General features: G+C 68.5%; 28 protein-coding genes and 2 pseudogenes. 13 read left to right on the forward strand and 17 right to left on the reverse strand.

The window, feature by feature from the left end:
• Positions 1–352: 352 nt before the first annotated feature.
• From ADK52_RS29090 to ADK52_RS29120, 7 genes are all read right to left on the reverse strand, one after another.
• Entirely contained in the window at positions 353–889 is a 537-nt protein-coding gene (locus tag ADK52_RS29090) for a hypothetical protein (RefSeq protein ID WP_053692827.1), read from the reverse strand.
• Between the two features lie 118 nt (positions 890–1,007).
• The gene (locus ADK52_RS29095) at positions 1,008–1,235 is read right to left on the reverse strand and encodes a hypothetical protein (RefSeq protein WP_053692828.1); all 228 of its coding nucleotides are present in this window, start codon (positions 1,233–1,235) and stop codon (positions 1,008–1,010) included.
• Entirely contained in the window at positions 1,232–1,450 is a 219-nt protein-coding gene (locus tag ADK52_RS29100; protein ID WP_053692829.1) for a hypothetical protein, read from the reverse strand. Before ADK52_RS29100 ends, ADK52_RS29095 begins: the two co-directional genes overlap by 4 nt.
• 109 nt (positions 1,451–1,559) lie before the next feature.
• The gene (locus ADK52_RS29105; RefSeq protein WP_147420116.1) at positions 1,560–2,309 is read right to left on the reverse strand and encodes a nuclear transport factor 2 family protein; all 750 of its coding nucleotides are present in this window, start codon (positions 2,307–2,309) and stop codon (positions 1,560–1,562) included.
• Positions 2,310–2,359: 50 nt separating this feature from the next.
• Positions 2,360–3,058 (reverse strand): helix-turn-helix transcriptional regulator, encoded by a 699-nt coding sequence (locus ADK52_RS29110; RefSeq protein WP_053692831.1) that lies wholly within the window; start codon positions 3,056–3,058, stop codon positions 2,360–2,362.
• Positions 3,059–3,368: 310 nt separating this feature from the next.
• Positions 3,369–3,914, reverse strand: coding sequence for a hypothetical protein (locus ADK52_RS29115; RefSeq protein ID WP_053692832.1), 546 nt, complete (start codon positions 3,912–3,914; stop codon positions 3,369–3,371).
• A gap of 1,258 nt (positions 3,915–5,172) precedes the next feature.
• Positions 5,173–5,523 (reverse strand): DoxX family protein, encoded by a 351-nt coding sequence (locus ADK52_RS29120; protein WP_053692854.1) that lies wholly within the window; start codon positions 5,521–5,523, stop codon positions 5,173–5,175.
• Positions 5,524–5,618: 95 nt separating this feature from the next.
• On the opposite strand from ADK52_RS29120, the gene ADK52_RS29125 reads away from it, so the two are divergent.
• The 3 genes from ADK52_RS29125 (at position 5,619) to ADK52_RS29135 (ending at position 7,453) form a co-directional block, all read left to right on the forward strand.
• On the forward strand, positions 5,619–6,050 hold the full coding sequence (locus tag ADK52_RS29125; protein WP_053692833.1) for a winged helix-turn-helix transcriptional regulator: 432 nt from the start codon (positions 5,619–5,621) through the stop codon (positions 6,048–6,050).
• A 355-nt stretch (positions 6,051–6,405) separates the two neighbouring features.
• Positions 6,406–6,543: a hypothetical protein gene (locus tag ADK52_RS29130; protein ID WP_199828564.1), complete on the forward strand. Its 138-nt coding sequence runs from the start codon at positions 6,406–6,408 to the stop codon at positions 6,541–6,543.
• Positions 6,544–6,700: 157 nt separating this feature from the next.
• Positions 6,701–7,453: an ASCH domain-containing protein gene (locus ADK52_RS29135; RefSeq protein WP_053692835.1), complete on the forward strand. Its 753-nt coding sequence runs from the start codon at positions 6,701–6,703 to the stop codon at positions 7,451–7,453.
• A gap of 677 nt (positions 7,454–8,130) precedes the next feature.
• Here the strand turns inward: ADK52_RS29135 and ADK52_RS29140 are convergent.
• Complete coding sequence (locus tag ADK52_RS29140) at positions 8,131–8,775, reverse strand: MBL fold metallo-hydrolase (RefSeq protein WP_053692836.1); 645 nt, start codon at positions 8,773–8,775, stop codon at positions 8,131–8,133.
• A gap of 207 nt (positions 8,776–8,982) precedes the next feature.
• Here ADK52_RS29140 and ADK52_RS29145 point away from each other — a divergent pair, with 207 nt between their 5' ends.
• The 3 genes from ADK52_RS29145 to ADK52_RS29155 all read left to right on the forward strand — a co-directional run bounded on the left by ADK52_RS29145 (position 8,983) and on the right by ADK52_RS29155 (position 13,063).
• Positions 8,983–9,408, forward strand: coding sequence for a MarR family winged helix-turn-helix transcriptional regulator (locus tag ADK52_RS29145; protein ID WP_053692837.1), 426 nt, complete (start codon positions 8,983–8,985; stop codon positions 9,406–9,408).
• 538 nt (positions 9,409–9,946) lie between these two features.
• Positions 9,947–10,435 carry a hypothetical protein gene (locus tag ADK52_RS29150; protein ID WP_063783962.1) on the forward strand — a complete coding sequence of 163 codons (489 nt, stop codon included), beginning with the start codon at positions 9,947–9,949 and terminating at the stop codon, positions 10,433–10,435.
• Positions 10,436–11,326: 891 nt separating this feature from the next.
• Positions 11,327–13,063 (forward strand): hypothetical protein, encoded by a 1,737-nt coding sequence (locus tag ADK52_RS29155; protein WP_159046054.1) that lies wholly within the window; start codon positions 11,327–11,329, stop codon positions 13,061–13,063.
• 23 nt (positions 13,064–13,086) lie between these two features.
• Here the strand turns inward: ADK52_RS29155 and ADK52_RS29160 are convergent, their stop codons facing one another.
• Positions 13,087–13,815, reverse strand: coding sequence for a GAF and ANTAR domain-containing protein (locus tag ADK52_RS29160; protein WP_053692839.1), 729 nt, complete (start codon positions 13,813–13,815; stop codon positions 13,087–13,089).
• 5 nt (positions 13,816–13,820) lie between these two features.
• Positions 13,821–14,552: an ANTAR domain-containing protein gene (locus ADK52_RS29165; RefSeq protein WP_053692840.1), complete on the reverse strand. Its 732-nt coding sequence runs from the start codon at positions 14,550–14,552 to the stop codon at positions 13,821–13,823.
• A 519-nt stretch (positions 14,553–15,071) separates the two neighbouring features.
• Here ADK52_RS29165 and ADK52_RS41800 point away from each other — a divergent pair.
• A pseudogene (locus tag ADK52_RS41800) lies at positions 15,072–15,185 on the forward strand (IS5/IS1182 family transposase); the annotation flags it as partial.
• A 131-nt stretch (positions 15,186–15,316) separates the two neighbouring features.
• On the opposite strand, the gene ADK52_RS29170 reads toward ADK52_RS41800, so the two are convergent.
• Positions 15,317–15,736 carry a DUF4440 domain-containing protein gene (locus ADK52_RS29170; RefSeq protein ID WP_053692841.1) on the reverse strand — a complete coding sequence of 140 codons (420 nt, stop codon included), beginning with the start codon at positions 15,734–15,736 and terminating at the stop codon, positions 15,317–15,319.
• Positions 15,737–15,839: 103 nt separating this feature from the next.
• Here ADK52_RS29170 and ADK52_RS29175 point away from each other — a divergent pair, with 103 nt between their 5' ends.
• Entirely contained in the window at positions 15,840–16,733 is an 894-nt protein-coding gene (locus ADK52_RS29175) for an IS5 family transposase (protein WP_078988687.1), read from the forward strand.
• 411 nt (positions 16,734–17,144) lie between these two features.
• On the opposite strand, the gene ADK52_RS29180 is transcribed toward ADK52_RS29175, so the two are convergent.
• Positions 17,145–17,555, reverse strand: a complete 411-nt coding sequence (locus ADK52_RS29180; RefSeq protein ID WP_053692843.1) for a VOC family protein — start codon at positions 17,553–17,555, stop codon at positions 17,145–17,147.
• Positions 17,556–17,634: 79 nt separating this feature from the next.
• Between ADK52_RS29180 and ADK52_RS29185 the strand changes: the two genes are divergently transcribed.
• The 4 genes and pseudogenes from ADK52_RS29185 (at position 17,635) to ADK52_RS29200 (ending at position 23,080) form a co-directional block, all read left to right on the forward strand.
• Positions 17,635–18,513: a sigma-70 family RNA polymerase sigma factor gene (locus ADK52_RS29185; RefSeq protein ID WP_053692844.1), complete on the forward strand. Its 879-nt coding sequence runs from the start codon at positions 17,635–17,637 to the stop codon at positions 18,511–18,513.
• A gap of 619 nt (positions 18,514–19,132) precedes the next feature.
• Positions 19,133–19,374: pseudogene (locus ADK52_RS29190) on the forward strand (DUF2637 domain-containing protein); the annotation flags it as partial.
• A gap of 1,625 nt (positions 19,375–20,999) precedes the next feature.
• Entirely contained in the window at positions 21,000–21,770 is a 771-nt protein-coding gene (locus ADK52_RS29195) for a hypothetical protein (RefSeq protein ID WP_159046055.1), read from the forward strand.
• A gap of 476 nt (positions 21,771–22,246) precedes the next feature.
• The gene (locus ADK52_RS29200) at positions 22,247–23,080 is read left to right on the forward strand and encodes a hypothetical protein (RefSeq protein ID WP_053692847.1); all 834 of its coding nucleotides are present in this window, start codon (positions 22,247–22,249) and stop codon (positions 23,078–23,080) included.
• Positions 23,081–23,203: 123 nt separating this feature from the next.
• Here the strand turns inward: ADK52_RS29200 and ADK52_RS44635 are convergent, their stop codons facing one another.
• Positions 23,204–23,338, reverse strand: coding sequence for a hypothetical protein (locus ADK52_RS44635; RefSeq protein WP_267887304.1), 135 nt, complete (start codon positions 23,336–23,338; stop codon positions 23,204–23,206).
• A 75-nt stretch (positions 23,339–23,413) separates the two neighbouring features.
• A complete protein-coding gene (locus tag ADK52_RS29205; protein ID WP_053692848.1) occupies positions 23,414–23,764 on the reverse strand; it encodes a hypothetical protein in 351 nt (116 codons plus the stop codon).
• A 701-nt stretch (positions 23,765–24,465) separates the two neighbouring features.
• On the opposite strand from ADK52_RS29205, the gene ADK52_RS29210 reads away from it, so the two are divergent.
• Entirely contained in the window at positions 24,466–24,996 is a 531-nt protein-coding gene (locus ADK52_RS29210; protein WP_053692849.1) for a GNAT family N-acetyltransferase, read from the forward strand.
• 129 nt (positions 24,997–25,125) lie between these two features.
• On the opposite strand, the gene ADK52_RS43110 is transcribed toward ADK52_RS29210, so the two are convergent.
• The 3 genes from ADK52_RS43110 to ADK52_RS29220 all read right to left on the reverse strand — a co-directional run.
• On the reverse strand, positions 25,126–25,383 hold the full coding sequence (locus ADK52_RS43110) for a transposase (protein WP_324615948.1): 258 nt from the start codon (positions 25,381–25,383) through the stop codon (positions 25,126–25,128).
• 15 nt (positions 25,384–25,398) lie between these two features.
• Positions 25,399–25,809 (reverse strand): hypothetical protein, encoded by a 411-nt coding sequence (locus ADK52_RS43115; RefSeq protein WP_199828566.1) that lies wholly within the window; start codon positions 25,807–25,809, stop codon positions 25,399–25,401.
• Positions 25,810–26,277: 468 nt separating this feature from the next.
• Positions 26,278–26,777 (reverse strand): hypothetical protein (locus ADK52_RS29220; RefSeq protein WP_053692850.1); only part of this gene is annotated, 500 nt, incomplete at its 5' end.

Consider the following 26,777-nt stretch of genomic DNA (forward strand, 5'->3'; position numbering starts at 1 on the left):
GTGGCAGGCATCGTTCAGCCGGACCAACTCGGTACCGCCCTCGGGATCACCGGTGAGCAGGATGAGGACCTCCTGGAGCGCTACCAGAGGCTGTAGTGCTCCTGCCTTCGCGGGTGCGGGCGGCGGCCCCTGAACCGAACCGATCTGTTCGTCCCGGGCTCCCGACCATCCGTTGGGCGTGATCGTGAAGTCCCCTCGTCGAAGCGCTAGTGCCGGGGCCGGCCGGGGCTTCGGCCGCCTCCGCGCGCTCAGTTTTCCGTTGAACCTCAGGTGGCGGTTCCGTTGCAGGCAGCCGGCCACCATCCGGTTCGCGCCAGGACGCGATCACGTCGCCTGGATCTGGCACGTTCGGTCACGGGCGGGCGTTTCCCTCGAAGTCACCCAGGTTGATCAGGCTCACTCGATGGTCCCAGGCATCCCACCGCACACACTTCTGAGCGCCCCAGTAGTGGTTGACGTAGCCCATGAGGTCTCCGTATGCCTCGTCTTCATGCGCGTGATCGGGCCTGCCGAAGGCATCCAGGAATTCCTCGTATGAGGTCAGGTGGGCGAAGTGGGACAGATGCGGGCCGTAGATCGTGAAGCCGACGACCGTACCGGCTCGAACCTTGTAGGTGAGCTTGTCGGCGCAGTACAGAAATCCATCTGACTGGGCAGCCTGGTCGACGACCTCGTCGAGGGTCAGGTGCCGCCCGTCGGCGTCGTGGTACTCGCTGTCGATGTCGGTCCCGCCGCGGTACCGGGCGACTACGGAGGACTGGGCCTGGATGATGCTCTGGCGTGAAACGCTGATGGCTGGCGCCCCCAGGGCTATGCCGCGCATCTCGACAGTCATGAGGTCGAGGTAGACCAGGGACAGCACGTCCAGGTTGTCGAGGATCTCGATCATCGTCAGAGTCCAAGCTCGCCATGTGGGGTGTCGAACGGGGCTCGAACTTGATCGAAAGCCGCTGAATGCGCAGCGGACGGGCCGCCACCCGGTCAGGGTGGCGGCCCGTCCGCTGCGCTCATGCTCCGTCGGTGTCAGGGCTCCAGACAGCCGGTCCGCCGCCGCGCCATTCCAGCAGGAGCGGGTCGTCGAGGCGGACGGCGTCGGGGTCCAAGCCGGCCCGGCGCAGGAACTCCAGTAGGTCGTCGGGGCCCAGGGCGCGGCCGAGGATCTCACCGTCGATACGGACGCGGCGTCCGCCTTCGGCGTCCGGCGGATACACGATCACGCGCAGGTCAGGGCTCATCCCCCCACCCTGCCGGTACCTGCGCATTCCAGCATTCCGAGGGCGGCCCCCATGCTCCGCTCGATCAGCCACGCGGGCGGATCAGGACGCGGCCGCCGGCGCGTGGCGACCGCCTCAGCCTCCTCAGCGGCGCTCAGCGCCTTCTCGGTGCGGCCGAGCTCGCCGCGCAGGTGAGTGACCAGGGTGCGTAGCCGGGGCAGGTCGAGCGGCAGCACGGCGCAACTCACGACCAACCTTGGGTCGGCATCCACGCCTACGGTGCCGAAATGGACACAAAGACGCGACCACCGATATTGCGTCCACCAGGTGGCGTGGGCACGGGCTTCAGTACCGGAATGGACGAGTCCCCGTCAGGGACCACGCGCGTGCGAACCGGCCGGAGCGCACTGTCAGCAGGTCGACGCCGCCGACAGAGGTACCGTCAGCCCTGCTTTCGGCCGTCCAGAGAAACGCTGCGTACCTTCGCGCGGGGTCGACGACGGGCTGCCGGTGGATCGTGATGGCGGGCGGGTCGTTGGTCTTGGCCTGTCGCTCGATCAGGTCGGCCAACTCGGAGGGACCGTGCGCATCGCCACCCGGTCCGGCGCCCGAGAACAGGTCGAAGTCGTCCGTTACCACGTCCGTGGCCAGCTCGGTCCGGCCGTTGCGGAGCTGAACCCAGTGGTGGCACAGGTCCTCGATCGTGGCAGGGTCGGTCGGAGGGGCCGCATCGGGTTCTGGATCGGATTGCTCACAACGCCGCTCCGCCACGAACGTCCAGTTCTCCCGTATGCGGTCGTCCGCGAGGATGTTGACGTCGATGCCGGTCAGTACCTGACCGTCGGCCTTCCTCACATCCCACAGGTAGGCGAATCGGTCACCGGCGTCGACGAGTACTCGCGGGCTGAAGACGTTCACGTGGCGCGCGCGGTACCCGGTAACGAACTGTTCCTGCTGGTGCGGGCCGACCACCGAGTCCAGGTTGGCTCCGTGATCCGACCACTGCAGGCAATCGTCGGACATCAGGCCGTACGCCAGGGAGGGGTCCTCGTTCCACATGCGGCACCACGTGATCATGCGCTTCTCGTTGTCCATGGTGAACAGCATTGCGGCCCCTCGCGACACCGTCCTGTCGGTGTTTCAGATCACAGAGCGATAGGTTCGGCATCCAAGCGCTTCAACTCGGCCCTCCACTGCGGTTCCCGGGACACCACTCGTTCGTCCGACAGTTCCAACGAGGTGATCCGGTCGAGCTGGAAGCCCCGGACCGCTGACCGCAGCCGGCACCACGCCGCCAGATACCAGCCACTGGGTCCCCACAGGAGGCCCAACGGCTCGATGTCGCGTGTTGTTGCCGCGCCGGCCCGGTCGGTATAGGTGAGGTGCAGGACATGCCCGGAGACCACTGCCTCGACGATGATCTCGCTCAACTTGCCGCTCTGGCCAGGCGCGTGGTCCCCGACCCGGTACACCAGCCGCGCGAGCGCTTCCTCCCGCTGTCGCACGTCGGCGGGCAGCACCGCCAGCACCTTCTGACCGGCACGGTGTGCGGCTGCGGCGAACGGCGTGGACGCCGCTGTGCGAAGCGCGACGCTGACGGCGAGCGCCTCAGTGGCGCTGAGTGTCACGGGCGGCAGCGTACGGTCCCGGTCCAGGCTGTATCCACCAGCCCGACCGGAGTCACTGCGGATCGGCAGGCCCGACTGCCTCAACGCTTCGAGATCCCGCTCTACGGTGCGTACGCTGACCTCGAACCGCCGTGCCAGCCACGGAGCACTGCGCGGCCGGGGCGCTACCGCGCGAAGCTCCTCGACCAGTGCATACAGGCGATCGGTGCGGTTCACCGCCCCAGCCTAACCGCCGCCACCGAGTGGATCCCCACCGCGGCGTACGCCGCCGAACGGCCGGCAGTGGTTACGCAGGTCCTGCCGATGGGGGCGGCGGTCTCCGCGCTCCCGCTCGCCGTCGAGGAACGTACCGGCTGCCCCCGTCGGCGGACGCGCTGTGCCGGTACGGTGCGGAGTGGACCGAGACCAAGCTCCGGTGGGGCCTGGCGGTCGACGAGCTGGAACAGGACCGGCTGTCGCCAGTAGCCGCCGGGACTCACGGGCCCACGCCCACGGGCCCCGGCCTGCCGCGTGTTCGCGACCGGAACTACTGCTTGTTCGTTGTTTTGTCGGCCAGGTCTTCCTGGAAAGGCTTCTTGCACGCGGGCCCGGTGTCGTTGGCGATGAAGCTGATCCAGTCCGTGCCATCCACCCGGCCCTGGGGGTAGTGCCACGCCATGATGTTCCAGCCGCCCTTGTCCATCGCCATGGTGACCGATTGCTTTTCGTCGGTTCTCCCTCTCTCCTTCCAGCCCCCCTTGAGCAGCGTGGCGACCGTGGCGTCGTAGGACTTCCTCGAGTCGGTGGATTTCGCGCCGTCCGCCTGCCACCTGACCGTGCAGGACTTGAGGCCCGGCGGGGCGTCGTCCGCGGGCTGCCTCGCGGTGAACCCGGCCGTTGTGGCGGCGGCGTCTATCTCCTTCCTCACCGCCTCGACGTCCAGGCCGCCGCCCGAACCTGCCTTCGCCGTGGCGGAGCCACCGGCTGATGGCGCGTCACCGTTTCGGCCCTGAGGAGAATCGCTTTCACTGCCGCACCCCGCGATCAGCAGCACCGCACCGGCGGCCGCGGCCGCCCACCTCATCTTGCGCATGACGACGTATCCCCCTTCATGTACGCGGACTTGTGCCCGCGATCAAGGCAGCAGTCTGCCACCGGCGCACGCCGGCGCGAGCGGCGATCGCTCACGGCCCGGACGGCGGCGCGACCGCGGCCCGTCAGGGCCGGAGCTGAAGCTCCTGCGCGGCCGAGGAGCTCGACCCGGCCCCGGCGGGTGGCGGCCAGGACCACGCGGTCCTCGGTCTTGAGGGCGTACCCCCGGGCTGCCACACCAGCCCCGGCCCCGGGGCCGAACCCTCGCGCGGGACGGCGGCCAGGTCGGTGCCGCGTGCCGTGATTCGGCCCTGCCGGCGGTGACGCAGGAGCAGGCCGGCTCGCGCGCGAGCCGCGCGGGTGCCTGGCGTGGCACGGGCCGCGGGGGGTGTTAAGGAACACGACAGCGCGGCCGTGGCCCGGTCATCGCGAAGGCGTAGACGTATTCAAGGAGCCGCACCAGCGTCGTCCCGGGCACTGCTGTCGAGGGGCTTCATCTGGCTTCCGGTTCCGTCGGTCACGGAACGGGCACGGACGTCTGGATGACACAGCGCGTGTCGATCCCGGCGTCATACGTCAGGGACGGTTCTGACACGGGGACCAAGGCGTTGGTCTTGGCGAGAACTACCGGACGCCTGGCGGAGGTTCAGCGCAGTGGAAGGGCCGGCCCGTTGGACCGGCCCTTGACTCCGCAGCCACCGTCTACGGATCGGCGGCGTGTCCCCACCCGCGGTAGGAGTCGAGGTATCAGTCGCCTCCGCCGCCGCAGGAGGCACCGTCCCCGCAGGAGAAACTGACGCCGTGGTTCTTCCACGACCGGGAACCTCGTTGGCCCTGCGATGACCTGCCGCCGAATGCGGCGCCGCGCCAGGCCTGGAAGAGCCCCCACGCGAGACCGATCCCCACGACTTGAGCCCGGCGAGCACGTGTACCACTGCCGGGGCGGGGCCTATGCGCCGGTTCGCTTCCGTTGAGGTGGGTGAAGGCCAGTCGTCGGCAGCCCGGGAGGGGAGCCCCGGGGCCTCTGCGGGCAGTGTCACGTTCCTGGGTGTCTCGGGGCAGGCAGTCGCGAGGGCCAGAGGGCGCCCGCGCCGCCGGGTGCTGTGCCCGGACAGTCGTATCGGACCGGGCTCCCGCTGAGAGCGCCGGCGGGCGGCAGGGATCGGCACGGCGGCGCCGACCGCCGCCCACGAGGTGTCACCGGTCTCTGGGCAGCGGATGCGACCGCTGATCCATGCCGCCCGGTCCGCGTCATCGGATCAGAGGGTGGCAGCGCGCAGCGCGATCAGGGCGACGGAGGCCATGGTGAGGACCACCGCCGGAGGCGCGCCCTTGCGGTCACCGACACGCAGGTGGGCGGCGACCGCCCCAGCGAAATAGAGCGTCAGGCCGATCGCGGCGGCGATTCCGAGGGGGCCCCACCAGAGTCCGGCGATCGCACCGGCCGCGCCCGCGATCTGAGCGCCGATCAGGAAAGGCATCATGCTCTGCGGCACTCCGAGGGCGGACATCTGCTCGGTGATGTGCCGCGTCCGCACAGACTTGGCCCCCGCCGATACCAGGAGAACCGCCGACAAGAACACGGTGACGACGGCAAGGGAGACGAACATGGCTGAAACCTCAATCATGCGAGATGCGAGTACGGGGTGTGCGCACCTCGACGACGTTAGGCGGCCGCCAGGTACCTCCAGGTAACCTTCAGGGCATGAGCCTGCGACCCGGAATCGGCTTCCTCTCGGACTGTCCCGCTCTCCTGGCCATGGAGATCATCGCCAGCAAGTGGTCCATGGTCACGCTCTTCGCGCTGACCGATGGCCCGTTGCGCCACGGCGAGCTGGTCGAGCTGAGCGGTGGCATCTCGCGCAAGGTACTGACCCAGACGCTGCGCCGGCTCCAAGCCAACGGGCTCGTCGAGCGGCACGCGTACGCCGAGGCGCCGCCACGCGTGGAGTACGCCCTGACCGATCTCGGGCGAACCCTGGAGGAGCCCATCAGGATGCTCACCGCATGGGCGCGGGAGAACGGCGAGGCGGTCGTCACCTTCCGGGAAGCAGCCGACGCGGCCAGGACCATCGGGGCGGACCAGGCGACCCTGGTGAAGTCTCCTCCTGTTGATGCGAATCCGAACCGTTTGTGATCAATAGGGCCCCAGGTCAAGAAGCCTGCTCTCCGTCCTCGCGGGATGCCCCGCCGTTTCGGCAGCCGCTTCGGGCGCGCCCCGTCAGGGCGGCGAGGCAAGCCGCAGTCGGTGGTGGGACCGTTGCGCCGCGCGTCCCGCGGCGGAATCCGCGTGGGTGTGCCCCTCATCGGCATGGGCCGCGAGCCACCGCCCTCCCCGCGCGGAGGGCCTGCCCGATCACCGTGCGTGGACACGGGTCTTTGGCTGCATTCTGGTCTCGTCAAAGAGATCCATCAGGGGGCGCTGAATGTGGTCAGTCGTGTCAACGGGCGGGATACCGGCAGGAGATCGGTTCGACTGGTACTCCGAGATCGTGTCGAGCGAAATGATGCCCGCCAGGCTCAGCTGTGAGCGGCCCGCCGCGTTCCAGGGTGAGGCCGCGGTACTCGACCTGGGGGAGATCCGCGCGTCGAGGTTCTCCCTGTCGCCCCCTGCGTTCGCGGTCCACTGAAGCCCCGTGGGCGGCGATGGCGCCCACGGGGCGGCTGGTTCGAGCTGGACATGAATGCCCACCTCGGCCTCGCTGTTGTGGCGTGAGCCTAGTGCCGTGACCGTGAACGTTCACCGGGTTGCATGGCTTGGCGACGTGTATGGGTAGTGTCTGTTGGATGGACAGCACGATGTATCTGCCGACGGAAGAAGATCTGAAGCTGGTCGAGTTCGCCCAGCGCGTTGTTGAGGACAACGGTGACGGTGAGGTGCACACCGTCGGGGCAGCTGTGCGAGACGCACAGGGCCGGATGTTCGGTGGCATCAACCTCTATCACTTCACGGGCGGACCTTGCGCGGAGTTGGTGGCGCTCGGGCATGCGCGCGCTGCGGGAGCACGTGACCTGGCGGCGATTGTTGCCGTCGGTGACACGGGGCGCGGCGTGCTCGCGCCGTGTGGCCGGGACCGGCAGGTCCTGCTGGACTACCACCCAGGTATCCGCGTCCTCGTGCCGGTAGCCGGCGGCATTCGCAGTGTCGCGGTCACCGACCTTCTGCCTCATGCCTATGTCTGGGGGGAGCAGTCCGCGGGGTCCGACGGAGCGCTGGGCTCGGCCGCAATGCAGACCCTGCATTTCCATCCCGCCTATCTCGATGCTGTACGCACCGGGCGGAAGACGACCACGGTGCGGTTCCGAGACCCAGTGGAGACGGGCCCGGTGAGCATGGTGTTCGAGTTGAATGACGAAGTAGTACTTTCCGGTGTGGTCACTCAGATCACTTCCAAAAGCGTTGCCGAGTTGACCGAGGCGGACGCCATCGCCGACGGGTTTCGCGATCTTGCGGAGCTGCAAGACAGGCTGCGCTTCCATTACCCCGACATCAAGTCGACCGATGACGCCACCATCGTTCACTTCCGTCTGACGAGTTGACCGCATCCGCGATCGAGCGCACGAGCAGGCTATCCGCCTTGATCATGCCGCTCCTTGCAGGGGGCGTCCTCCCCAGCGGATGCCTTTCTCGCTACGGATGCGTGCGCGTTCGCGTCGTTGTGCTGCGAGGTCTTCGAGGTGGCGGGCGCTCTTGTTGCGCCAGCTGAGGTAGGCGTGCAGGGCCCGGGTCTGGGCGGTGCGGTCACGCTGGTCTGGTAGCCGCTGTCGCCCATGCCTTGGTCACGCTCGGATGGGCGGCAGCCAGCTCGGTAAGACCTGCCTGCCGCCGACGGAGCCGTGGATCGTGGCGGCGGTGGCGGTGGCGGTGGCGGCGGCGAGGACGGTGAGGACCAGCCCGAGGGCGTCGGTGATCAGGTGGCGTTTGCGTCCTTGATCTCCTTCCCGACATCGAGTTCCTGACTGGCTTCAAGGAATTCCTGTGCAGTTGTCGTACAGGATCGCGTTCACGATCTCTCTCAGCTCATGCACCCGCGCTGCGGTACCAGGTCCTCAGCGGGCAACCGGCCAGGCAGCGAACACCGGCTCGATCAAGGCCTGCCGGGCGTCCGAGACGTTACTGGGACGCGCGCCGGGCTGTCATGCCCCCGATAGCGGCCACGGACGCACGTAGTCACAAGAGCATCCCCACCTACCAACTACCGAGATCAGATGCTCTCTTACAGCTGGACGGTGGTGCCGGGCTTGAGGCGGTCGATCGGGGTGCCGGTCAGGCCCTTCTCACCGAGGAGATTGGCGGTGGAGTGCTGGCCGAGGTCGCTGAGCATGAGTTCGTGGATCTGGATGACGCGCTCGGGCTTGACGGTGCGGACGTAGTCGGCGGCTTCGCCGAGCTTCGTCCATGGGCCGCTGGTCGGCAGCAGGAGGGTGTGTACGGGAGCGTCGGGCGCGAAGTAGGCGTCGCCGGGGTGGTAGACGGCTCCGTTGTCGAGGAGGTAGCCGACGTTGTCGGGGCACGGGATGTCGGCGTGGATCGGCGCGTGGCGGTGGCCGTGGACGGTGGCGGTGACGGAACCGACGCTGAAGGTGTCGCCCGCGGCGACGGCGTGGACGCGGCCATCGTGGCTGCCGAGGGTGGCTGCGACCGCGGCTGTGCCGTAGACCTGCAGCCCGGGCTGGGCTTCGAGAGCGGCGGCGACGAGCTTTTCGTCGAAGTGGTCGAAGTGTTCGTGGGTGATCAGGACGGCGTGAGCCTGGGTAACGGCCTCTGCCGCATCCGGGGTGAGGGTGCCGGGGTCGATGACCAGGCGGGTGCCGTCCTTCTCCAGCGTGACGCAGGCGTGGGCGTGCTTGGTGAGCTTCACAGCGGGGCCTTTCCGAGCCGACCGAATATCTACAGTCAAACTGTACAACGTGGTTGTAGATTCCGCGCCGTGAGTGTCGGCTGCGACTTGACTCCGGCGCTCCCGCCCTTCGCTACGGCGGGGGCCGGTGGACGCGCCTGTGGCACCAAGGCGAACAATGGAGCCAAGGTGTACAGTTTGGTTGATGGGCATGGGTAGGCTGGCACCATGGACGAGAATCAGCTGGCTGAAGAACTTCGCCTGACCATCGGACGGCTCGTACGCACGGTGCGCACTGCCGACAAGATGCCGCCTGGCGAGGCCGCCGTCCTGGGCTACCTGGACCGCAGCGGCCCGCTGACCACCGCCGATATCGCACAACGGCGGGGAGTCAGCCACCAGTCGGCCGCCAAGGCGGTCAAAGAACTCCTGGCCCAGGGCCTTGTGCATGCCGAGGCGCACCCCAGCGACGGGCGCAAGCTGTTGCTCCACCTCACGCCGACGGGAAGCGGCCGTCTGGCCGAGGAGCGCCGAAGGCGTGCGGACTGGCTCGGCACCGCGATCAACGATGTCCTCAGTTCCGATGAACGAAAGACGCTTGAGGCGGCGCTGCCTCTGCTGTCACGCCTGACCACACACTTGAATGGCAAGTAGCCCAGGGACTGTCGTTTGGGTCATCGAGCGCTGTGCGACCTTTCGTCGTGATCGAAGACGCCCGGTACGAGGTCGAACCGGCTGTAGCCGACGGTCCGGTCAGCGCGCTGTCCCGCGCGTGGTGCGCTACTCGATCAACAGGGTGTCGTAGATGTAGACCCGGCGGTGTGGGCTGCCGCGAGGGAACGGCTGTGCAGCCTCGGCCCGTACGCCGATGCGCTTACGGGCGATGCCCTCGTCGGCCACCTGGCGGAGGCCCGTACGACCGGCTGCTGTGCATGTTCGGCGTGTGCTCCGTCCCACGGGCCTGGGTCGCACAAACACGGCCCGGCAGGGTGATCGTTTGGTGCTGCCGGCCCGAGGTTCTCTACGGCGGCGGCCGACCGCGCCGACGGCCGGCTCCCCATCGGCGGCGTCTTGGACGACTACGCCCGGTACCTGTGACGAACCGGTGACGCCGACGCCGCCGTCCGTGTCTCCCGTCCTGGTAATTTGGCACACTCTTTCGATCAATTCGTGCTCCACTGGGGGACTTCTCGTGCACAAGAACCTGCGCCACAGCCTCATCGCCACCGCCGGCATAGCGGCCGCCCTGGCCCTCACGGCCTGCGGCAGCGACTCCGGCAGCGACAAGGCCGCCACCTCGAAGGACCCGAAGCCGGCCGCGACGCCGAGCAGTCCCTCGGCCGCGTCCAGCTCCGGTGTCGGTGCCGACGCCAAGGGCGGCAGTGTGGAGGGCGGCTGGATCTCGATGGCGAATCCGTCGAAGCCCGTCGTCCTGACCGTCAAGGGCAAGACCGCCGTGGTCGTCGAGGGCGCTTCCGGCCTGACCTGCCAGGGCACCACCGACGGCAAGTCCTTCGACCTCAAGTGCCCGGCGGGCGCACTGCACGCGAAGGGCCAGGTCGCCTCCGTGGGCGCGGCCGAACTGAAGGTCACCTGGCAGGAAGTCGGCACCGAGACCTACCAGAAGAGCGAGCCGGGCAAGCTTCCCACGGGCCTCCCCACCGTCATCCCGAAGCCCTGACGCATACCGTACGGTCCCGCGCCTCGGGCGGTCGGGACCGTACGGTGGCGGTGTGCAGCCCACCGGGGGGCGACGGGCTATACCGATGCAGGAGCGGCACGCGACCTACGCGGTCAGAGTCTTTGCCGCGGACCCCGCCTCGTGACCGGCTGGTGGCACGCCCTGCCGGCCGAGACCCGCGCCGAGGCCGACGGGTACGTTCTCAGGGGCTGCCGCCAGGCCACGGTGTGCGCATGTTTCCGGCCTTGTTGACGATGCGTACGTAGAAGAGATTCGGTCCGGCATCGTCCGGGTTGATGTCGACGGCTGCTGTTGTGCAGTCCAGCGCAGTCGGCAAGCGCGGGCCCAGCCGAAGCAATCGTTACTTCTGAATCGTTCGTGTGAATCCTCGCGGTCTTGGTCGTGGCAGCCGTGTGTCGATGGGCAGAATCAGTGCTGGCCAGCCGCAGGCGGGCCCGGCGACGCTGTCCGTCCGTGCCTCCCGCACTTGAGGCCGCAGTTCGTCCGGGTCCGGCCCGAGGCTGCCCGCCGATCACCCAGACCCCGTGATCATTCGCCTCTCCGTGCCACCCAGACCCCGTGGCAGTGGAGAGACTTCCACCGATCACCGCGCCCCCGTGATCATCTCTGCCTCCTTGGTGTACACGGCCCGTTGCCGTGGCCCTCGGTGTTGCCCCGGCATGTGCATACGAGTCGGAGTCCTGCCGTGGGTCCCTGTCCCGGACCGCCTTGTCTCATCTCTCCCTTCAGCCGCACCCGTACTGAACGCTTTGGCCCCATGCGTCATGGCAACTGGTTCTGACCTACGGATGTGCAACGTCCGCATGGGTCGAGAAGGCTGCCCGAGTCCAGCCCTCAGCGGCCGTTCCCGACCTCCTGGGGTATTAGAGCGTGACCGAATCACCGAAGCCAGCCGTCCTGCCCGTGACGGTTCGGGCCACCAGTGCCTGGTTCGTGGGAGCAGCGGCCGCGGCCCTGCTCCATGCACACCTTGAGGGGTTGAAAACAGCCGGGATCATCGGGGACTTCCTCCACGACACCCCCGCCGGTGAACACGACACGGACTTCCACATCCGCTGGCCGGTCGCAGACGACGTACCGGTACGAGTACGCCTGACCGTGCGGGACGTTCCGGAACAGGACGGATCCCGCTACGAGTTGACGGCCGAGGCCGAGGCCGATGCCCATGCCGATCGGCCCTGGGACTGGGCATGGCTCTCACCGCTGGCCGTGTTCGGGCCTCCGGGCCTGCTCCGGGACATCTGTGACCAGTCCACCGCGGCCCGCTTCACCCCACCGAACCCGGTGCCCAGAACCGCCGGGATGCGCGACTGGTTACGGGAAACCTCCGCGAGTCCCTCCTCGACCAGCGTCCTTGTCCATGACGGCGACGGTGCCACTTGCTCCGACGTCCACGTACGCGAAGGCCGGGCGCCCGGCCTGATGGGCCGGATCCTGGAGTGCCGTGTCCCCGGCGCGCAGCGGCAGTCCGTCAACCGACTCCTGCAGTCGACCGGCGTGAAACTGCCCGCCGGTGGCGCCCTGATCCTGCCCTCCCGCCCGCCCCGGCCCCCGATCAACGCCGAGACCCTCGCTGTCAAGGGAGACCTGACCCGCGATCCCGCGCCACTCTTCGATGCCGTCCTCCGCTACGCGAGCGAGCCCTGGCCGGCGGGCGGCCGCGTCCTGGACCGGGTCCACCACCTGCGCACCACCCGGCTCGCGGAATCCGATGGGGGACGTCCGAGCCGTACCCTGGCGAACCTGGAGGAGCAGCGGCCGCGGATGGAGGCTCTCACCACGCGGCACGCCGAGGAGCAGGCACTGACACGCACCTTCGGGGGCGCGCTCGAGGATGCGCTGAGGGCAACTCGTGACGCGGAGGGCCGCGAACGAGCCGTGACCGAAGAACTCCGGGACGCACGAGCACGGTTCGCCGCCCTCGTCACAACGGCCCGCTCGGGCGCCCTGGCCGCCGCCCTGCACACCGTCGGCCGACGCCTCCAAGCCGCAGAACGGGATGCGGAGGCCGCAGAGGAACTACTCGACGCGCAGACCGTAGAGATCATCCACCCCCGCTCACGGCTCGCCGCTCCCTGCCCCGCCTCCGCCCGGCCACTGACCGCGGTCGTACCGAACAACTGGGAAGAACTCGCCCACCAGACACGCCACGAGTGTGTCCATCTCGTCCTCGCGGACATCACCGAAACCACCCGCCCCCTGCGCGGCCACCCCCTCGAGCAGGTCTGGATCCGCCGCACCTGGCAGACCCTGGGCGCCCTGAACAGCTACGCCGCGGCGAAGACGGCACACGGCCCCCAACTCCTGCCGCACCTGACCGCCTATCTGCGCTGGCCAGACGCCGCCACGCTCTTCCCCTCGACCCGCCACGCCCCCCGCGAATCCACACGCCTCATGGCCAGTCCCCGCCTGCACGAGGCCCGTTGCTTCCCCGTGCCGCGCACCATCCACCCTTCGGGCCGGGTCTTCATGGGCGAGCACATCCGCATCGGCTCCGGCCGCCCCCCGGCCCCGCGCCTGCACCTCTATGACGACACCGGCGGCCGCACCGGACAGATCCACATCGGATACATCGGTACGCACCTCCCCAGCCTCCGCACCAACTGAGCCCGGCCGTCCCACGCCTCGGCTCAGGGGCGGTCGATGGAGTCCGTGTCGAAGGTGCCGGCGGCGATCTGCGCGGCGAGGTCGGAGAGTTTGATCCGGTGGCTGCGGGCGTGGCGGCGCAGTGCGGTGAACGCGCCGTCGGGGTCGGTCCGCCAGCGCTCGGCGAGGATGCCCTTGGCCTGCTCGATGGTGATGCGGCTGTTCAGTGCCGCTTCCAGCTGCTGGTGCTCGGCGATCTGGCGGTCGATGGTGCGCTGCTGGAGGATGGCGATCGTCGCGACGTCGGCGAGGGTCTGGGCCAGGCGTACGTCGGCTGGGGTGAGGGTGCGGGTGTCCTGGTGAAAGAGGTTGAGGGCGCCGATGACATGGTGGCGCAGGCGCATGGGCAGGGCATGGGTGGTGGCGAACCCGGCCGCGCGGGCGCGGGCGGCGAAGGCGGGGAAACCGACCGTGGCCGCAGGGGTGTTGAGGTCGACATTGAGCCAGATATGGCCGGTGCGGTGGCATTCGACGCAGGGGCCCTCATCGTGCTGGAGGGCGAAGAGTTCCAGCAGCCGCGTGTGCTCGTCGGAGGCGGCGATCAGCTGGAGGGTGTCGCTGTTGTCGACGAGCATGACGCCTGCGGCGGAGACGTCGAGGAGCTCGACGCAGCGTTCGCACAGTCGCTGAAGGAAGTCGATCAGGTCGAAATCGTCGAGCACCGTGTCGACGGCTTCGATGACGACTTCCAGGACGCGGGCTTCGCGGTTCATGGCCTTCACTCCTTCGTTCGGCCAGATGCGTCCGGCTCCGGTAGTTCTCGAAAATGCACCCGCCGGGCCACCACGTCCGCGGCGACGTCGGCGACGGGGCGGGCATGGCGGTAGGAATAGGCGCGCAGGAGCAGCAGGGCCTGGGGCAGGGTGACGTTTGCCTGCACGCTGATCATTCCGGTGGCCTGGTGGACGGCCGCACGGTGGAACTGGGCGTGCCCCTCCGGGGTGGCGGAGGTCTGCGGGTCGGGGGGTCTGTCGAGGATCACGGCGAGCATGGCGGCCGCCAGGATCCGGGCGTCCAAGACGGCCCGGGCCGTCATCGGGCCGGGGGCGGCACGCTGGAAGGTCACCGTGCCCAGGCATGCGCCGCCCAGGTGCAGTGGCATGCAGAACACGGCCCGCACGCCGAGCGCGACCGCCTCGCCCAGCAGCATCGGCCACCGGCCCGCTTCCACGGTGCTCAGTTCGGGCTCACTCACGGCGGTGAGGCGGGCAGCGGCGTCCCAGGCAGGGCCCTGTCCGAGCGTGAACTGCAAGTCCTCGAAGTCCGCGCTGACACCGGGCGAACACCACACCAGCTCGCTGAACCCCTGTGCCGTGGTCAGGGAGACCGCGAGGCCGTCGAAGCCCAGGACGACGGCGCAGCGGGCCGGATCACCGCCGAAGAAGTCCGAGCTGCCCGTTTCGGGCCGCAGCTGGGCGAGGACCTGGGCCATCTCGTCACTACCCGGCATGTGCCTCACCTCCCCGCCCCGACTCGCGGGCCGCGAGGTTGCCTCCAGCTTAGACCCCGCTCAGGGCTGGGCTGGCCGTCTCCGGTCTGCCGGAAGCGCTGGGACGGCGGCCGTCTCGGTCCGGTGTCAGGGGGGAAACGTCACTTCAGACGCGTTCGGGTGAATGCGCTGCGTCACGGAGGTGCCGGGGCCGCCGGAACCGCCGCGAGTACCGCCGTACCGGCGCCCGCTCTGCCCCCCGCAGTCCACCGGCTGTCCCTTCCAGCCCGGGCCCTGTCAATGCCCCGCCCGCGCTCCGCCCCACAGTTGCCGGCCCTTTGGCCCGGCCGACGATGCCGTCGCTTCCTACGGAATGCAGACTGGCGCCGACGAGCGGGATTCCGTCGAGGACCTCCGCCGTCCGCCGAGGGCTGCCGCGGGGTTCAGGCGTCCGGGAGCGGCGTCGGGCGGGCCATTGAGGAAGTTGGTCGCCTTTGAAAAGCGTTTCGTCCCGGTGGGTCGTTTTGTATCGCCGGGCTGCGAGGCAGCCGGGGCGGCCGCCCACCGGCCTTCGACAAGTAGGTCTACCAGCACCGCAATGTGGTGGAACGGTGCTTCAACCGCCTGAAGCAGTGGCGTGGCATCGCCACCAGAGTTCGCATCCGCTCCTGATGCGGGCGTGACACTTCGACGACAACTCCTAGGGCCTGTCTGACAATCCGCGTCGGGTCAGGCCGGGCGAGGCGGACCCGACGGGAAGGGGCAGACAGGCCCCAGGACGGACCCTACGGCCGTGCCGTCCCGTCCGGCACCGGCGTGGCCTGGTGGTAGTAGAGCCGGAACTCCCCGGCGGCGTCGCGGCGCCAGATCGACGAACGGCGGGCATGCCGGTCCTCGATGCGGGTCTCGTAGGTGAGGTGGACGATCCCGGGGGCGAGGACCGTGCCCTCGAAGCGCTCTGCGGTGATGGGCGTGCTGCTCTCGGCGCCGCCGTGGAGCGTGGACAGGGCAGCGACCATCTCCGCATGCGTCCACCGCCGCCCGGAGGCGCCGACCTCGATGAAAGCGGGGTCGAAGAGGGCTTCGGCGAGGGGGCCGGAGAGGCGAACGGAGGGGTCGTGGAGGCGTCGCTCCCGGACGATCGCCTCGGTGACGTCCGGATGCTGCGGAGGCGCCTCGGGCGCGGGTCGGTCGTTCTGGATCATGGCGACATGATGCCCGGTCACGGCCAGCGGTCCCTCGCGGCCGGGCGGTCTTCAGCGGCGGCGGGCTCTAGCTGATGATTGATCTTGTGGTGGTCGTGGTGAGCTGACGGATACGGCGTGGGAGCGGATAGCACCTCTGCTGCCGGGGGTTGACGGTCGTGGGCGGCCGTGGCGGGATCACCGGCAGGTGATCAACGGGGTGCTGTGGCGGTTGCGGACCGGTGCCCCGTGGCGCGACCTGCCGGAACGCTACGGGCCGTGGCAAACGGCCTATGAGCGGTTCGCCGGCTGGGAGACGGACGGCGCCTGGGCTCGCCTGCTTGAGCAGGTCCAGGTCCGGGACGACTGTGTCGGAGCTGTGGAGTGGACGGTGTCGGTCGACTCCACGATCAGCCGGGCTCATCAGCACGCCACCGGCGCCCGCAAAAAGGGGGCGGTGGCGGGGGACGAAGTGGAAGATCCGGCACGCGAGGCGGCTGGCGAAGCGCTCGGCCGGTCCCGCGGCGGGCTGATCACCAAGGTCCACCTCGCCTGCGATGGCCGAGGCCTGCCCCTGGCCGTCGTCGTCTCGCCCGGCAATGTCAACGACTCGACCGTCTTCGACGCCGTCCTGGAGGAGCTGAGGGTGCCCCGGGCCGGCTCCGGACGGCCCCGCTGCAAGCCCGACGCGGTCATCGCGGACAAGGCGTACTCGTCCCGCGCGATCCGCCAGGTCCTGCGCAGGCGGGGCATCCGCACGATGATCCCGGAGCGGGCGGACCAGAAGGCCAACCGCCTGCGGCGCGGGCAGGCGGGCGGCAGACCGCCGGCCTTCGACCGCGAGCTCTACAAGGCCCGAAACGTGGTCGAACGCTGCTTCGGCCGCCTGAAGCAGTTCCGCGGGATCGCCACCCGCTTCGACAAACTCGCCGTCCGCTACAAAGCTGGAGTCCACCTTGCCGCACTCATCCGCTGGCTACGCGAACCTGCCCAAGATCCTTTGTCAGACAGGCCCTAGGTCATCAGCGGGTGGGAAGCCTTGCCCCGCCCGCTGCGCCGGCTCAGGGGCTGACGTGTTCGTACACGCCCCCCGTGAGGGTGCCGCAGCACCGCTCGGTGGCCGTTGGGGGTGGGGTGCGTCGGCATCACAACGGCGGCACCGGCTGCAATGCCTTCTTCGACTGCGGCGGCCAGATGTGAGACCGCCAGGGTGGCACTCACTTGGGCGACCCTGTGCACTGCCTCGTCCGGACCGCAGAACAGAAGGAAGGGCCCGACGCTCGCCAGGTGCACACCGGTGACGTCAAATCGGTCGGCCGCCTCGTCCGTCAGGGTCTGTGGTCAACGCCGTGGGGCCTCTCGCAGTCGTTGTTCTGGGCCCGGTGTGGCCGGCTCCGGACGGCGCCGGCCACACCGGGTCTACGGACGGTCAGCCATCGCCGCGGCTCTGCCAGGCTGCGCGCTGGCGCAGCGAGATCCGGTTGCCGTCGGGGTCGACAGCCTCGATGCGGACCCCGTACCCGTAGTCCTCCGGTTCAGGCTGGTCGAATGTCACGCCGCGGTCGCGGAGCACCTTGAAGTCTGCGCGCAGGTCGTCCGATTCGAGGAAGACCGGGCCGGGTGTGGTGCCGGGCCGAAGCTCGGCCGGCTGCCCCGAGGCCGCGGTGTGAGGCCAGAGGATGATGTCGAGCGGGCTGCCGGGGAGGCCCATGGTGAGGAAGCGTCCGTCAGGCCCCGGGTAGTCGACGCGCTTCTCCAGGCCGAGCTGGTCTGTGTAGAACCTCAGCGCGTGCTCCTGATCGGTGACATAGAGCGTCACGTACATGATGTTTGTCAGCATGGTGCTCCTCCAGCGGTTACCTGGGCCCGTCCGGGTCCGTCATCACTCATGACGGAGCGGATTCGGGGAAGGTGACAACATGTTCGAGACCGGCTCGGCGGACTCGGTGGCCCAGGCGTTCGAGTCCCAGCGTGATCGGCTGCGTGCGGTTGCCCACCGCGTGCTCGGGTCGCACGCCGACGCCGAGGACGTGGTCCAGGAGGCCTGGCTGCGGCTCTCCCGCCAGGACACGACCACCATCGAGAACCTGGCCGGCTGGCTCACCACCGTGGTCGGCCGGATCAGCCTCGACGTCCTGCGCTCGCGCCAGGCCCGCACCGAGGCATCCCTGGACCACCGTCTGCCCGACGTCGCGGTGATGCTCGACGACGCTCCGGCCCCGGACGACGACGCGGTGCGTGCGGACTCGATCGGGCTCGCGCTCCTCGTCGTCCTCGATTCGCTCCGGCCCAGCGAGCGGCTGGCGTTCGTGCTGCACGATCTGTTCGCGGTGCCCTTCGACGAGATCGGCCGCATCCTCGGCAAGTCCACCGCCGCCGCCAAGATGCTCGCGAGCCGCGCCCGCAGAAAGGTCCAGGCAACCGAGCAGTCGGCCGGCGCACGCCGGGAACAGCGCCAAGTGGTCTCCGCCTTCCTGGCAGCGGCCCGGGACGGCGACTTCGGGGGTCTGCTGCGCGTGCTCGATCCCGGGGTGCGGCTCACCGTTGACACCCCCGGCGGCGTGGTCGTCACCCTCGGCGCCACCAAGGTCGCCGCCGGCGCTCAGCTGGCCGCCAGCGCGGCTACCCAGGGCCGGGCAGCCCTCGTGGGCGGCCGTCCAGGAATCATCTCCTGGCGCGAGGATGGAACCCCTCTCTCCGTTCTCGCGTTCACCGTCACAGACGGCCGGATCACCGTTATCACAGCCGTGGTCGACCCGGCCAAGCTCGCGCGGATGAACCTGCCGGACCCGACGTGAGCAGCTGCCTCACGCCGCCCCTGTGACGCTCGACCAGGGCACCGCGTCCGGCTTCGCGCATGATCGGCTGGACAGCTCCTGGCGATCGGTGGTGCGGCATTGCGCCTTGTCGTGCGCGTGCCGCCCCGAGGGTGGCGCTGGTGATGTCGTTCGGGACCGAACCCCCGGGGCCTGAAGGGTTTGAATGTCCCCGCTGCGGGGGGTTGGTGAGGTTCGACGTGCCTGAGTTGGACCGTGAAAGAGCTGGCTCTGTGTGCGGTGAAGCGGGGGAGTGGGCGCCCGTGGCTACTTCGGGGTCCTGGCGGGAGCGAGGGTTTCCAGGCAGTGGTGGACTTGTGCGGGGTCGATGTCCTGGCGGGCGGTTTGTCGGCGTGGGGGATTCGTCCAAGCAGAGGGCGCGTATGAGGTCGGGGAGGTGTTCGGGCGAACTCGCTCCGGCCGGGGCCCTGCCCCTGACCTGGTAGACGTCCAGAGAGCCCTTCCTCGCAGAGCTCGAGCGTCCGCACTGCGGTCCAAAAAGGCTGCCTGGCATCGAAATCTGGGGCAGCTGTCAGCCGTACATGAGACGGTGATCGCGATCAGGACGCGGACCCGACGGCGGAGAGGCGGCCCTACCCGTATGCAGCTGACTCGCACGCACTGGATACTCATCGGCGTCGTGGTCGCAGGAGCCGTGGCCATCGCGGGGATCGGTTTCGCCGGTTCGTACGCCGCGGTGTGCGCGCTTCCGGTGCAGAAGGGGTTCGGGAACTTCTCGCTGGTGTTCCCGATCGGTATCTACTTGGGCATCTGTGTGCTGCTGGCGACCTGCTGCTGACGTGGATCCGGATCCCGTTCCCGCTGCTGCGCCAATGTACATGGGAATGGGCAGTCTGAGCGGCGGCAGTGGTATCCGTCATCCCCGCAAGCAGGATGGTGTTAACGAAACCGCAGCAGATATGACGTGTCCGACGGGAGGCATTCTGAGTATGGTGGGCAGTCGATTTCAGCGGGTAATGGGCCCGCGAGGATCCTGTCCGGACCGGAGATTGCATGCTTTCTGGCTGAGGTACACCTTGTAGTAGTACCTGTAAGAAACTCTGTAGCCAGTGGCGTAGCCCATTTCGTAGGCAGTGATTGGACGGAACAGCGGAGGGCCCCAGCGGGAACAGCTCTGGCCGGCCCTTTTTGCGGCTAGCTCACCCGCCTGGTAACCATCACAGTGGCCTCGCCAATAGGGCTGGTTCGACTCCATGTAGCCGCATCCCGACCAAGGGGGTTCCTGTGCAATAATCTGGGGATTGCGGTGCTGCAGCGCCCCCTCCACAGCAGGTGCGGTGGTGCCCGCTGCCGAGGCGGACGGAAATGTTAGGGCGGCGCACAGTAAGATCCCGGCGGCGGGAAAATAGCGCGAGCGGCGCATCTTTGTCTCCCCTCTTGGCGGCTGGTCGGGATGACGTCGCAGAGTCGACCCGGCGTTCACCGTGGCTCATAGATGGCGGCATCAGTTAAAGCCTAAATCGGGTACCCAGTTAGTGCATCCTGGGTCGCGGCCTAAAGAGCATTCGGGCGTTTCGATAGCGCGTAGTCGTCGCAGGCGCCAGGCTGTGTGGGTCAGATGCTACGCGGTGGTGGATGTCCTTAAGGGGGTCGAACGCGACGCCGTGGTGGCCGGTGGACACCCCGCCTGCGTCGCAAGCTGGCCGTGATCCCGTTCCAGCCCCTGCGCAGCCATTCCTTCGGGGAAGAGCATCACAAGTCGGTCCGAAGCTGGCGGAAGAAAGCGTCGCTGCGTTTGAGGTCGAACACGACATCGTCCTGCCCGACGCCTATCGGCAGTTCGTCACGCACATCGGCGGCTCAGGCGCGGAGCCGTTCTACGGCCTCATGCCGCTGGAGCGGTGTTCCCTGACGGTCATGAATCCGCGCGGAGAACCGGGGGCACCCCGCCGCTTCGAGGGCGCAGCACTCGGGTACAGACCGTCATCGTATGGCCCCGAAGATCCAACTCTTCGTAACAGCTCCACGGAAAGTTGAGCCAGAACCCGTTCTCGCGTACAGGCCACACGCCGGGACGCTCTCGTGCTGTCACGGTGCGGCCCCCGGCGCGACTCCGGTGGTCAGGGCCGCACCTCGTACTCCCGAAACCTCCGGTCAGCGATCGGACGCCCAAGAACATCCAGGCTGGAGCCGAGCATTGGCTCATAGGGCCGCTCCGATGGCCGCGCCAGCCACCAAGTGGGATCTTGCTCGTGTCATCGCCGGTGTCCTGCCGCGTGAAACAGCGAGGGCGACCCTCCGCCTTGCGATGCACCGCGCCTGACGCCAGGCGCTGATCCACCGGGGATTAGGGGACAGCCCTTAGCCACCCGGACAGCATCGAACCCCTCGGGGCCTCCTGAACCCCCGCACAATTGCCTCGGCCCCGGCACCCCTCGGGAGCCGGGGCGGAGGCAATTCACGACACGGCCTCACGCCCATCGAAAGCGCCGTGCAGAATGTGCGCCATGGCAGACGCAGCAGCGCTATACGCGCTGATCGGAGCAGTCGGCGGGGCAGTCCTCGGTGCGGGGGGCGCAGTCCTCGGGCCGCTACTGCTGCATCGACGGCAGGCGGAGGAACGGCGCGAAGCGCTGCTGCGACAGGAGGAGCGGGAACAAGCGCAACAGCGTCGCGAGGAGGGTCTCCTGCAGCGCCAGCAGCAGTTCGAGTTACAGGTGGCCGAACTGGACAGACAGGCAGCTGCCGGCCGGGAACACGCCCTTGAGGTACGCGCCCGGCAGCTGGCCGCGATGGAACGCCTGAAGCACATGCGCTCGACCACGCGCGCATGGCATCTCCTCCTTTCGGATACCTTCCATGAACTGATGACCGGTCGGCCTGTAGCCGCTGAGGCGTTCTCGGAGGCGTGGCACGCTGCCAGGGACGCCGTGAACGAGTCCTTCGACGAAGCGCTCCACGACGGCCTCTGGTTCGCGCACAGCCGCTCCGCCCAGCTTTTGATAGGCCGCGGCTCGCTGAACCGGGCCCTCACGCGCAATGGCCACGGGATCGACGTGACCACCCTCGGGCAGGCCCTCTCATCAGCGACCTACACCATCGCCAACTGCGTGGAGGCCGGGTACCCGCTGTCCGAGGACCTGATCGAAGAAGCACGGAGCGCACTACGCCACCTCAATGTCGCCAGAGAATCACTGCGCGCGCACATCACGGGCAGACTGGCCTCGCTCGGTGTGGAGGTAGATCACCACCTTGAGCACAGCGGGGAGGACGGCTGAGTTCCTGACCCGCCCCGGTCAGAGAAGACCCTGGGCGAGCCACTCCGAACAGCGGCTAGCCCGCCCTGGCCGGAGCGCTGGGCACGGTGGCGTCGGCTGAGGTCTGCACGGGGGCTGCTCTGCGAGGCCGTGACTGGCCGATGGCCGTGACCGATCCGTCCGGGGGAGTGCTCAACATCGGCTCCGGCAGCATCCACGTCACACCGGATCGCTTCCACTGTGAGGCAACGAACCAGTCGTCGTGCCGCTGGGAGACGTGGCGCCGCGTGCGGCACGGCGCGCCGCCTGGTCTGCCGCGTCTGATTCAGTACTCTCGATCCAGCAGGCCAGGGACGGCCTGGAGGCGAGCGATCCGCCCGGGCGGAGTCGCAGATGTCTCAAGGGTGCGATGCCCAGTCCCGCACCATGCGTTTCTCGGTGTCCGTGCGTGCCTTCCTCCACGGCTGCCGCCCGGGGGCAGCCGGAGCAGGAACCTCATGCCGCACACGACCGACCAGCGGATCAGCAAGGAACTCGCGCGTCTTCTGTATCTGGGACGACTCCAGACAAAGTGCAGCCGTCCGACCCTAGATCCCACCGACCGCGGTCAACTTGCCTTCCAGGCTCTCCTCTTCGAGTGTCTGATGAGTACCCGTGAGCACCCGCATCCGTTGGAGCAGCCGCGTAGGAGCGCGATGGCCAGCATCAGCGGATATCTGAACGTCGTCTGCCACCAGCCCGGCCATCTGGAGATGCACACCAACACGGCCTGCCGCGTCGCGAGCCGAATCCTGCCCTTCCTCCACGAAGACCACGGTGTGTGCGGGATCCCGGGCCTCCGACTGATCGACTTCAACTGCCGACGGGTGCGCCTGATCCACCTCCCTACGGGCGGACGCCTCGACCTTGTGGACGCGCACCGATGGCGCGGCATGGATATCGCCCGCATGATCTTCCGGCAGGAGACCAGCTGGCATCAGGAAGAGGGGCGTTCGCCGCTGTGGCGGCACGAGGTTCTCACCGACGAAGAAGCCGCGCACTGCGAGTGCTGGGGGTACACCGCAAGCACCCCGCTGCGCAGCGCACTCCTGATGCGCTCCATGCCACTGTGGTACCGCTTCGACCTCAGCCCTGCCTGGGTCACTGGTCACCCCACCCGCCCGCACCGGCTCGTCTGGGACGCCCGCTCCGACACTGAACACGATCAGGTGGTCGAGCTGCTGACGCGTTCCGCGGCCCGCATCCCGGGAGCCGTCTACCACGAGAAGACGCCCTGCTCAGGGACCCTTCAGCTCGGCTCCGGCAGCGCACAGCTGATCAGCAACTGCTAGCCCCCCGTCCATCGGCCTCGTGTCGGGGGTGCTGTCCTGCAGCAGGTCCAGGTAGCAGCGCCGGCGGGCCGTCGCTCTCCGCTCGCCGCCCTGGCGCCGCTGGTCCCGGGCCGGGACTGGGTGCTACAGGTGGAGGTGTCCCGGATCGCGGGCGTGGGGCGCGCCGCGGAAGGCCTGCACCTCGACGGTGCGGTGGTGGAAGGTGATCGTCGTCTTCAGCCCGAGTTCGGCCATGGTCTCCAGCAGGGTCGTCTGCACGGCGGCCGGCTGCTGCCCGCGCAGGCGTTTCTCGCACCGCTCCCGCTGCGCGGTCGTAGACAGGGCGAAGGTGCTCTACTTCCAGACGAGGACGTCGATGCGGATGGTGTGCAGCTTCCGGTCGACCTGCGCGACGGTCACCCGGGCGTAGCGTTGTTCGCTGCTTTTGACGCACAGGACCATACCCTCGGTGACGTCGTCGTCGGCGATTTGGCCGTCGAGATAGCCGGGCTGTTCGCACGCCGCTTTGGTGGGCGCCGCCTGTACCTTCAGGTAGTTGACCCACAACGTTCCGTCGTTCGACAAGTACACGTCGCTGGGAAAGATGGTCTGCGTGTATCCCCAATTTGGCGCGTCCCTCGGCAACTCGTCCAGTTCGATCCTGTAGCCGCCCTGGATCAGTAGGCCGTCTTGCGCGCGTCGCACGCTCGGTGAATCGGCGCCGGGTTGCGGCGGGGTGGTCGACGGGACGGACGTGGGTGTCGGACCCGGTGTCTCGGCCGCACCGGGTGCGGGTGCGTGTGTGCTCGGAGCGACGGGCCGAGATGTGCTCGGGACGACGGGCCGAGATGTGCCCGGGACGACGGGCCATTTGGCTACCACGCCCCCGATGACGGCGGCCAAAACCGTGGCGGCTGCCGGGACGGTCAGGGTCGGATTCCGCCACCACGGTCGCCGAGCGGGAGCCGTCGTCCGATCGCCCGCCGACTCGGACGCCGCGGTTCCCGCCTGGCTGCCATCGCCCGTCCCCTGCAGTTCTTGCGTCATGACCCCCCGCTCGCTCGTGGCCGAGATGCCCTCTCCATTCCCGCCAGGCGTCCAGGTAACCGCCATTCCCGTGAACGCAACGTGAGGAGCTCGTCACTCAACGGGCGGCAGACCGGGACCGGCGTTCGGCATCGATTCAGCATCGGCCTTCGGCATCCCATGCGATCAGCGGGTCCCGCGCGTCTTTGAAGCCTCGGCAAGAGCTGGCTCGGCTCGGATTGTTGGTCGTGTAAATGGCTCCGCATGATGGCTCGGCCTGCGGCGACGGGCGATGCGCGGCATGGCGACGGGGAGGGCGATTTCCGCGGAGGTGAAAGTGGCTTGCCGACCTCGATGCCGCGTGGGTAGCGTCGCCGCCTGTGACCCCAACTCTGCGCACCGGGCGGCTACTGCTGGAGCCGTATATCCCTGAGGACGAAGAAGACTTCGTTGCTCTGTTCCAGGACACCAGGGTGTCGCAGTGGATGGGTGATGGCCCTGTTTCTGAAGCAGCGGACCGGGCCCTGTTCGGGCGGATCTTCACGCAGGTCTACGCCCGGGAACTGTTCGACGTCTGGGCTGTCCGTCGGGACGGACTCCTGGTCGGGCATGCTGAGATCAAGCCGACCGACGTCCTCGGAGGTCACGAGATCATCTACGCCCTGGCGCCGGCCGCATGGGGGTTTGGTCTGGGGACCGAGGTGGCAGAGGCGATCGTCGCCTATGGCTTCGACACCCTCGGGCTGACCAAGGTTTACGCCACCGTAGCTGCACCGAACAAGGCCTCACTGACCCTTCTGGACGGAATCGGTTTCGAGCATGTCCGGGACATCACAGAGGACGACGGCAGCACCACCCGCGTGTTGGCCCGTCATCTGCCTGCGAGCGACAAGTCGCCCCTCGCCCGGTAAAGGCGAGCAAGCCGCTGCCCGTGAAACCACCCGAGTAGCCGGTCAGGCAGCGCGGGTTGGGTACTGGGTCCAGGCTCGGATGGATGAGTCGGGGGCGAAGGTGGTCTTTGGTTCTGAGCGGGTGTTGCGTCAGCGGATGGAGGCGGCGATGGTGGAGTTCGGCTCGTCGTGGGCGTGGTGGCCGGTGCCCTTGAGGGCGAAGTGGCGCAGTGCCGCGAACTCCGACTCGATCCGGTTCAGCCACGAGCCGTAGGTCGGCAGGAAGACCAGTTCGATGTCGTTGTCGGCAGCCCAGGTGCGGACCTCGGCGTGCTTCGGCGGGGAGAAGTCGTCCAGCACCACATACGGCTTCCCCCCGGGCCAGCGGTCCCGCAGGGGCTTGAGCAGGCCGAAGAACTCGCGCTACCGCTTGCCCCGACGGATCCGGCAGCAGATCTTCCCGGTGGCCAGGTCGAGCGCGGCGAGCATGTGCATCACACCGCCGTACCGGTGGTAGCTGGCCCGCAGCCTGCGTGGCCTACCGGCCGGACGCCACGCTCTGCCCCTACGGGGCATCAGGTTCAGCGGGCCGAACTCGTAGACGCAGATTACCCGCCCGTCGGCCGGCAGTGTGTCGTACAGCGCCAGGACCTGGTGCATCTTGGCTATGAAGTCCGGGTCGTTGGACGCCTTCCAGGTAGTCGTGGCCTGCCAGGAGACCTTGCTCTCCCGCAGGATGCGCCGCAGGGTTTCCCTGATGACGTCGCGCACGTAGTCCTCGCTGGCCTGCATCGGCGAGGTGATGTCCTTGACCGTCCGACTCTGGGCGGACATCAGCACCACGATCGCCCGCCGCAGCCGAACCGGATCCTTCGCAGTCCGGCTGATCCGCTGCGGCCTGCGGCCCTCGTCCATGCTGGCCGGCCGGACGAAGACACCTGGTCGACGTCCCACCACCACCTCCGAGATCAGGTCCTGAAGACAGTCTGCTGACCACCGGGCGGCAGATCCGGCCAAGGATGCGAGCCGAGCCACGAGCCCGCTTTGGCGAACCTGGGAGTGCCCCCGCAGGGATGCACCCCCGGACGGGCGCTCGGTACCCCGTACTGGCAAGCCAGCGGTCCTGTACTCACCGCGCCCACCCACAGCGCGCGGTATTGGGTCTGTGCGGGTGGCTCCGGGAGTTGTGGGGCGGGTCGAAGGTGTGCGTCGCGGGCGGATTGGGTGGGATGGGGTATGGCGAGGAGCCCGCCTGCAGCCGCGGCCAACGGCACCCGCTCACCAGCCCGCCGCCCGTGTCGGTCACGTGTTGCGATGGTCGTGGGTGTCCTGGCGGAGTTGGTTGGTGTGGCGGGTGAGGACGTCGATGCGGTCGGCGAGCTCGGCGTCCTCAGGGCGGAGGTGGTTGCGGGTGTCGGCCAGGGGGCGCACAAGGCGGGCTGCGTCGTTGTCGGCGAGGGCCAGGTTCAGGTCTCCGATGGCGGTCTCGGCGCCGGCCGGGAGGCTGGTCAGGGCGGTGACCTGGCCGGCGAGGCGACGTAGGTCGGCCGCGTTGGCGCGGGCCCAGGCGTTCACGTTGCGGTCGGCGGCGCGCGAGTCGCGGGTGGCTTGGACGCGTTCCTCGCCGGTACTTCCGGCCTTGCCGGGGCGCAGTCGGAGGTAGCGGCGTTCGGCTGCCTGGCGGCTGGCGACTCCGAGGGGGCCTGCGAGATCGGCCCAGCTGGCGCCCTGGCTGCGGGCGGTTTCGATCAGGCCGCTCTCCCAGCCGGCGAGCTGCTCGCGGACCTCGCGCAGCATCATCA

This window comes from Streptomyces sp. WM6372 (genome assembly GCF_001279655.1).
GTDB lineage: Bacteria > Actinomycetota > Actinomycetes > Streptomycetales > Streptomycetaceae > Streptomyces.

Bases quoted from the DNA above. Each gene is read 5' to 3' on its own strand.
- ADK52_RS29090 (WP_053692827.1), bottom strand. From the start codon at position 889: ATGATCGAGATCCTCGACAACCTGGACGTGCTGTCCCTGGTCTACCTC.
- ADK52_RS29095 (WP_053692828.1), bottom strand. From the start codon at position 1,235: ATGAGCCCTGACCTGCGCGTGATCGTGTATCCGCCGGACGCCGAAGGC.
- ADK52_RS29105 (WP_147420116.1), bottom strand. From the start codon at position 2,309: ATGGACAACGAGAAGCGCATGATCACGTGGTGCCGCATGTGGAACGAG.
- ADK52_RS29115 (WP_053692832.1), bottom strand. From the start codon at position 3,914: ATGCGCAAGATGAGGTGGGCGGCCGCGGCCGCCGGTGCGGTGCTGCTG.
- ADK52_RS29120 (WP_053692854.1), bottom strand. From the start codon at position 5,523: ATGTTCGTCTCCCTTGCCGTCGTCACCGTGTTCTTGTCGGCGGTTCTC.
- ADK52_RS29125 (WP_053692833.1), top strand. From the start codon at position 5,619: ATGAGCCTGCGACCCGGAATCGGCTTCCTCTCGGACTGTCCCGCTCTC.
- ADK52_RS29135 (WP_053692835.1), top strand. From the start codon at position 6,701: ATGGACAGCACGATGTATCTGCCGACGGAAGAAGATCTGAAGCTGGTC.
- ADK52_RS29145 (WP_053692837.1), top strand. From the start codon at position 8,983: ATGGACGAGAATCAGCTGGCTGAAGAACTTCGCCTGACCATCGGACGG.
- ADK52_RS29160 (WP_053692839.1), bottom strand. From the start codon at position 13,815: ATGAACCGCGAAGCCCGCGTCCTGGAAGTCGTCATCGAAGCCGTCGAC.
- ADK52_RS29165 (WP_053692840.1), bottom strand. From the start codon at position 14,552: ATGCCGGGTAGTGACGAGATGGCCCAGGTCCTCGCCCAGCTGCGGCCC.
- ADK52_RS29170 (WP_053692841.1), bottom strand. From the start codon at position 15,736: ATGATCCAGAACGACCGACCCGCGCCCGAGGCGCCTCCGCAGCATCCG.
- ADK52_RS29180 (WP_053692843.1), bottom strand. From the start codon at position 17,555: ATGCTGACAAACATCATGTACGTGACGCTCTATGTCACCGATCAGGAG.
- ADK52_RS29185 (WP_053692844.1), top strand. From the start codon at position 17,635: ATGTTCGAGACCGGCTCGGCGGACTCGGTGGCCCAGGCGTTCGAGTCC.
- ADK52_RS29195 (WP_159046055.1), top strand. From the start codon at position 21,000: ATGGCAGACGCAGCAGCGCTATACGCGCTGATCGGAGCAGTCGGCGGG.
- ADK52_RS29200 (WP_053692847.1), top strand. From the start codon at position 22,247: ATGCCGCACACGACCGACCAGCGGATCAGCAAGGAACTCGCGCGTCTT.
- ADK52_RS43115 (WP_199828566.1), bottom strand. From the start codon at position 25,809: ATGTCCGCCCAGAGTCGGACGGTCAAGGACATCACCTCGCCGATGCAG.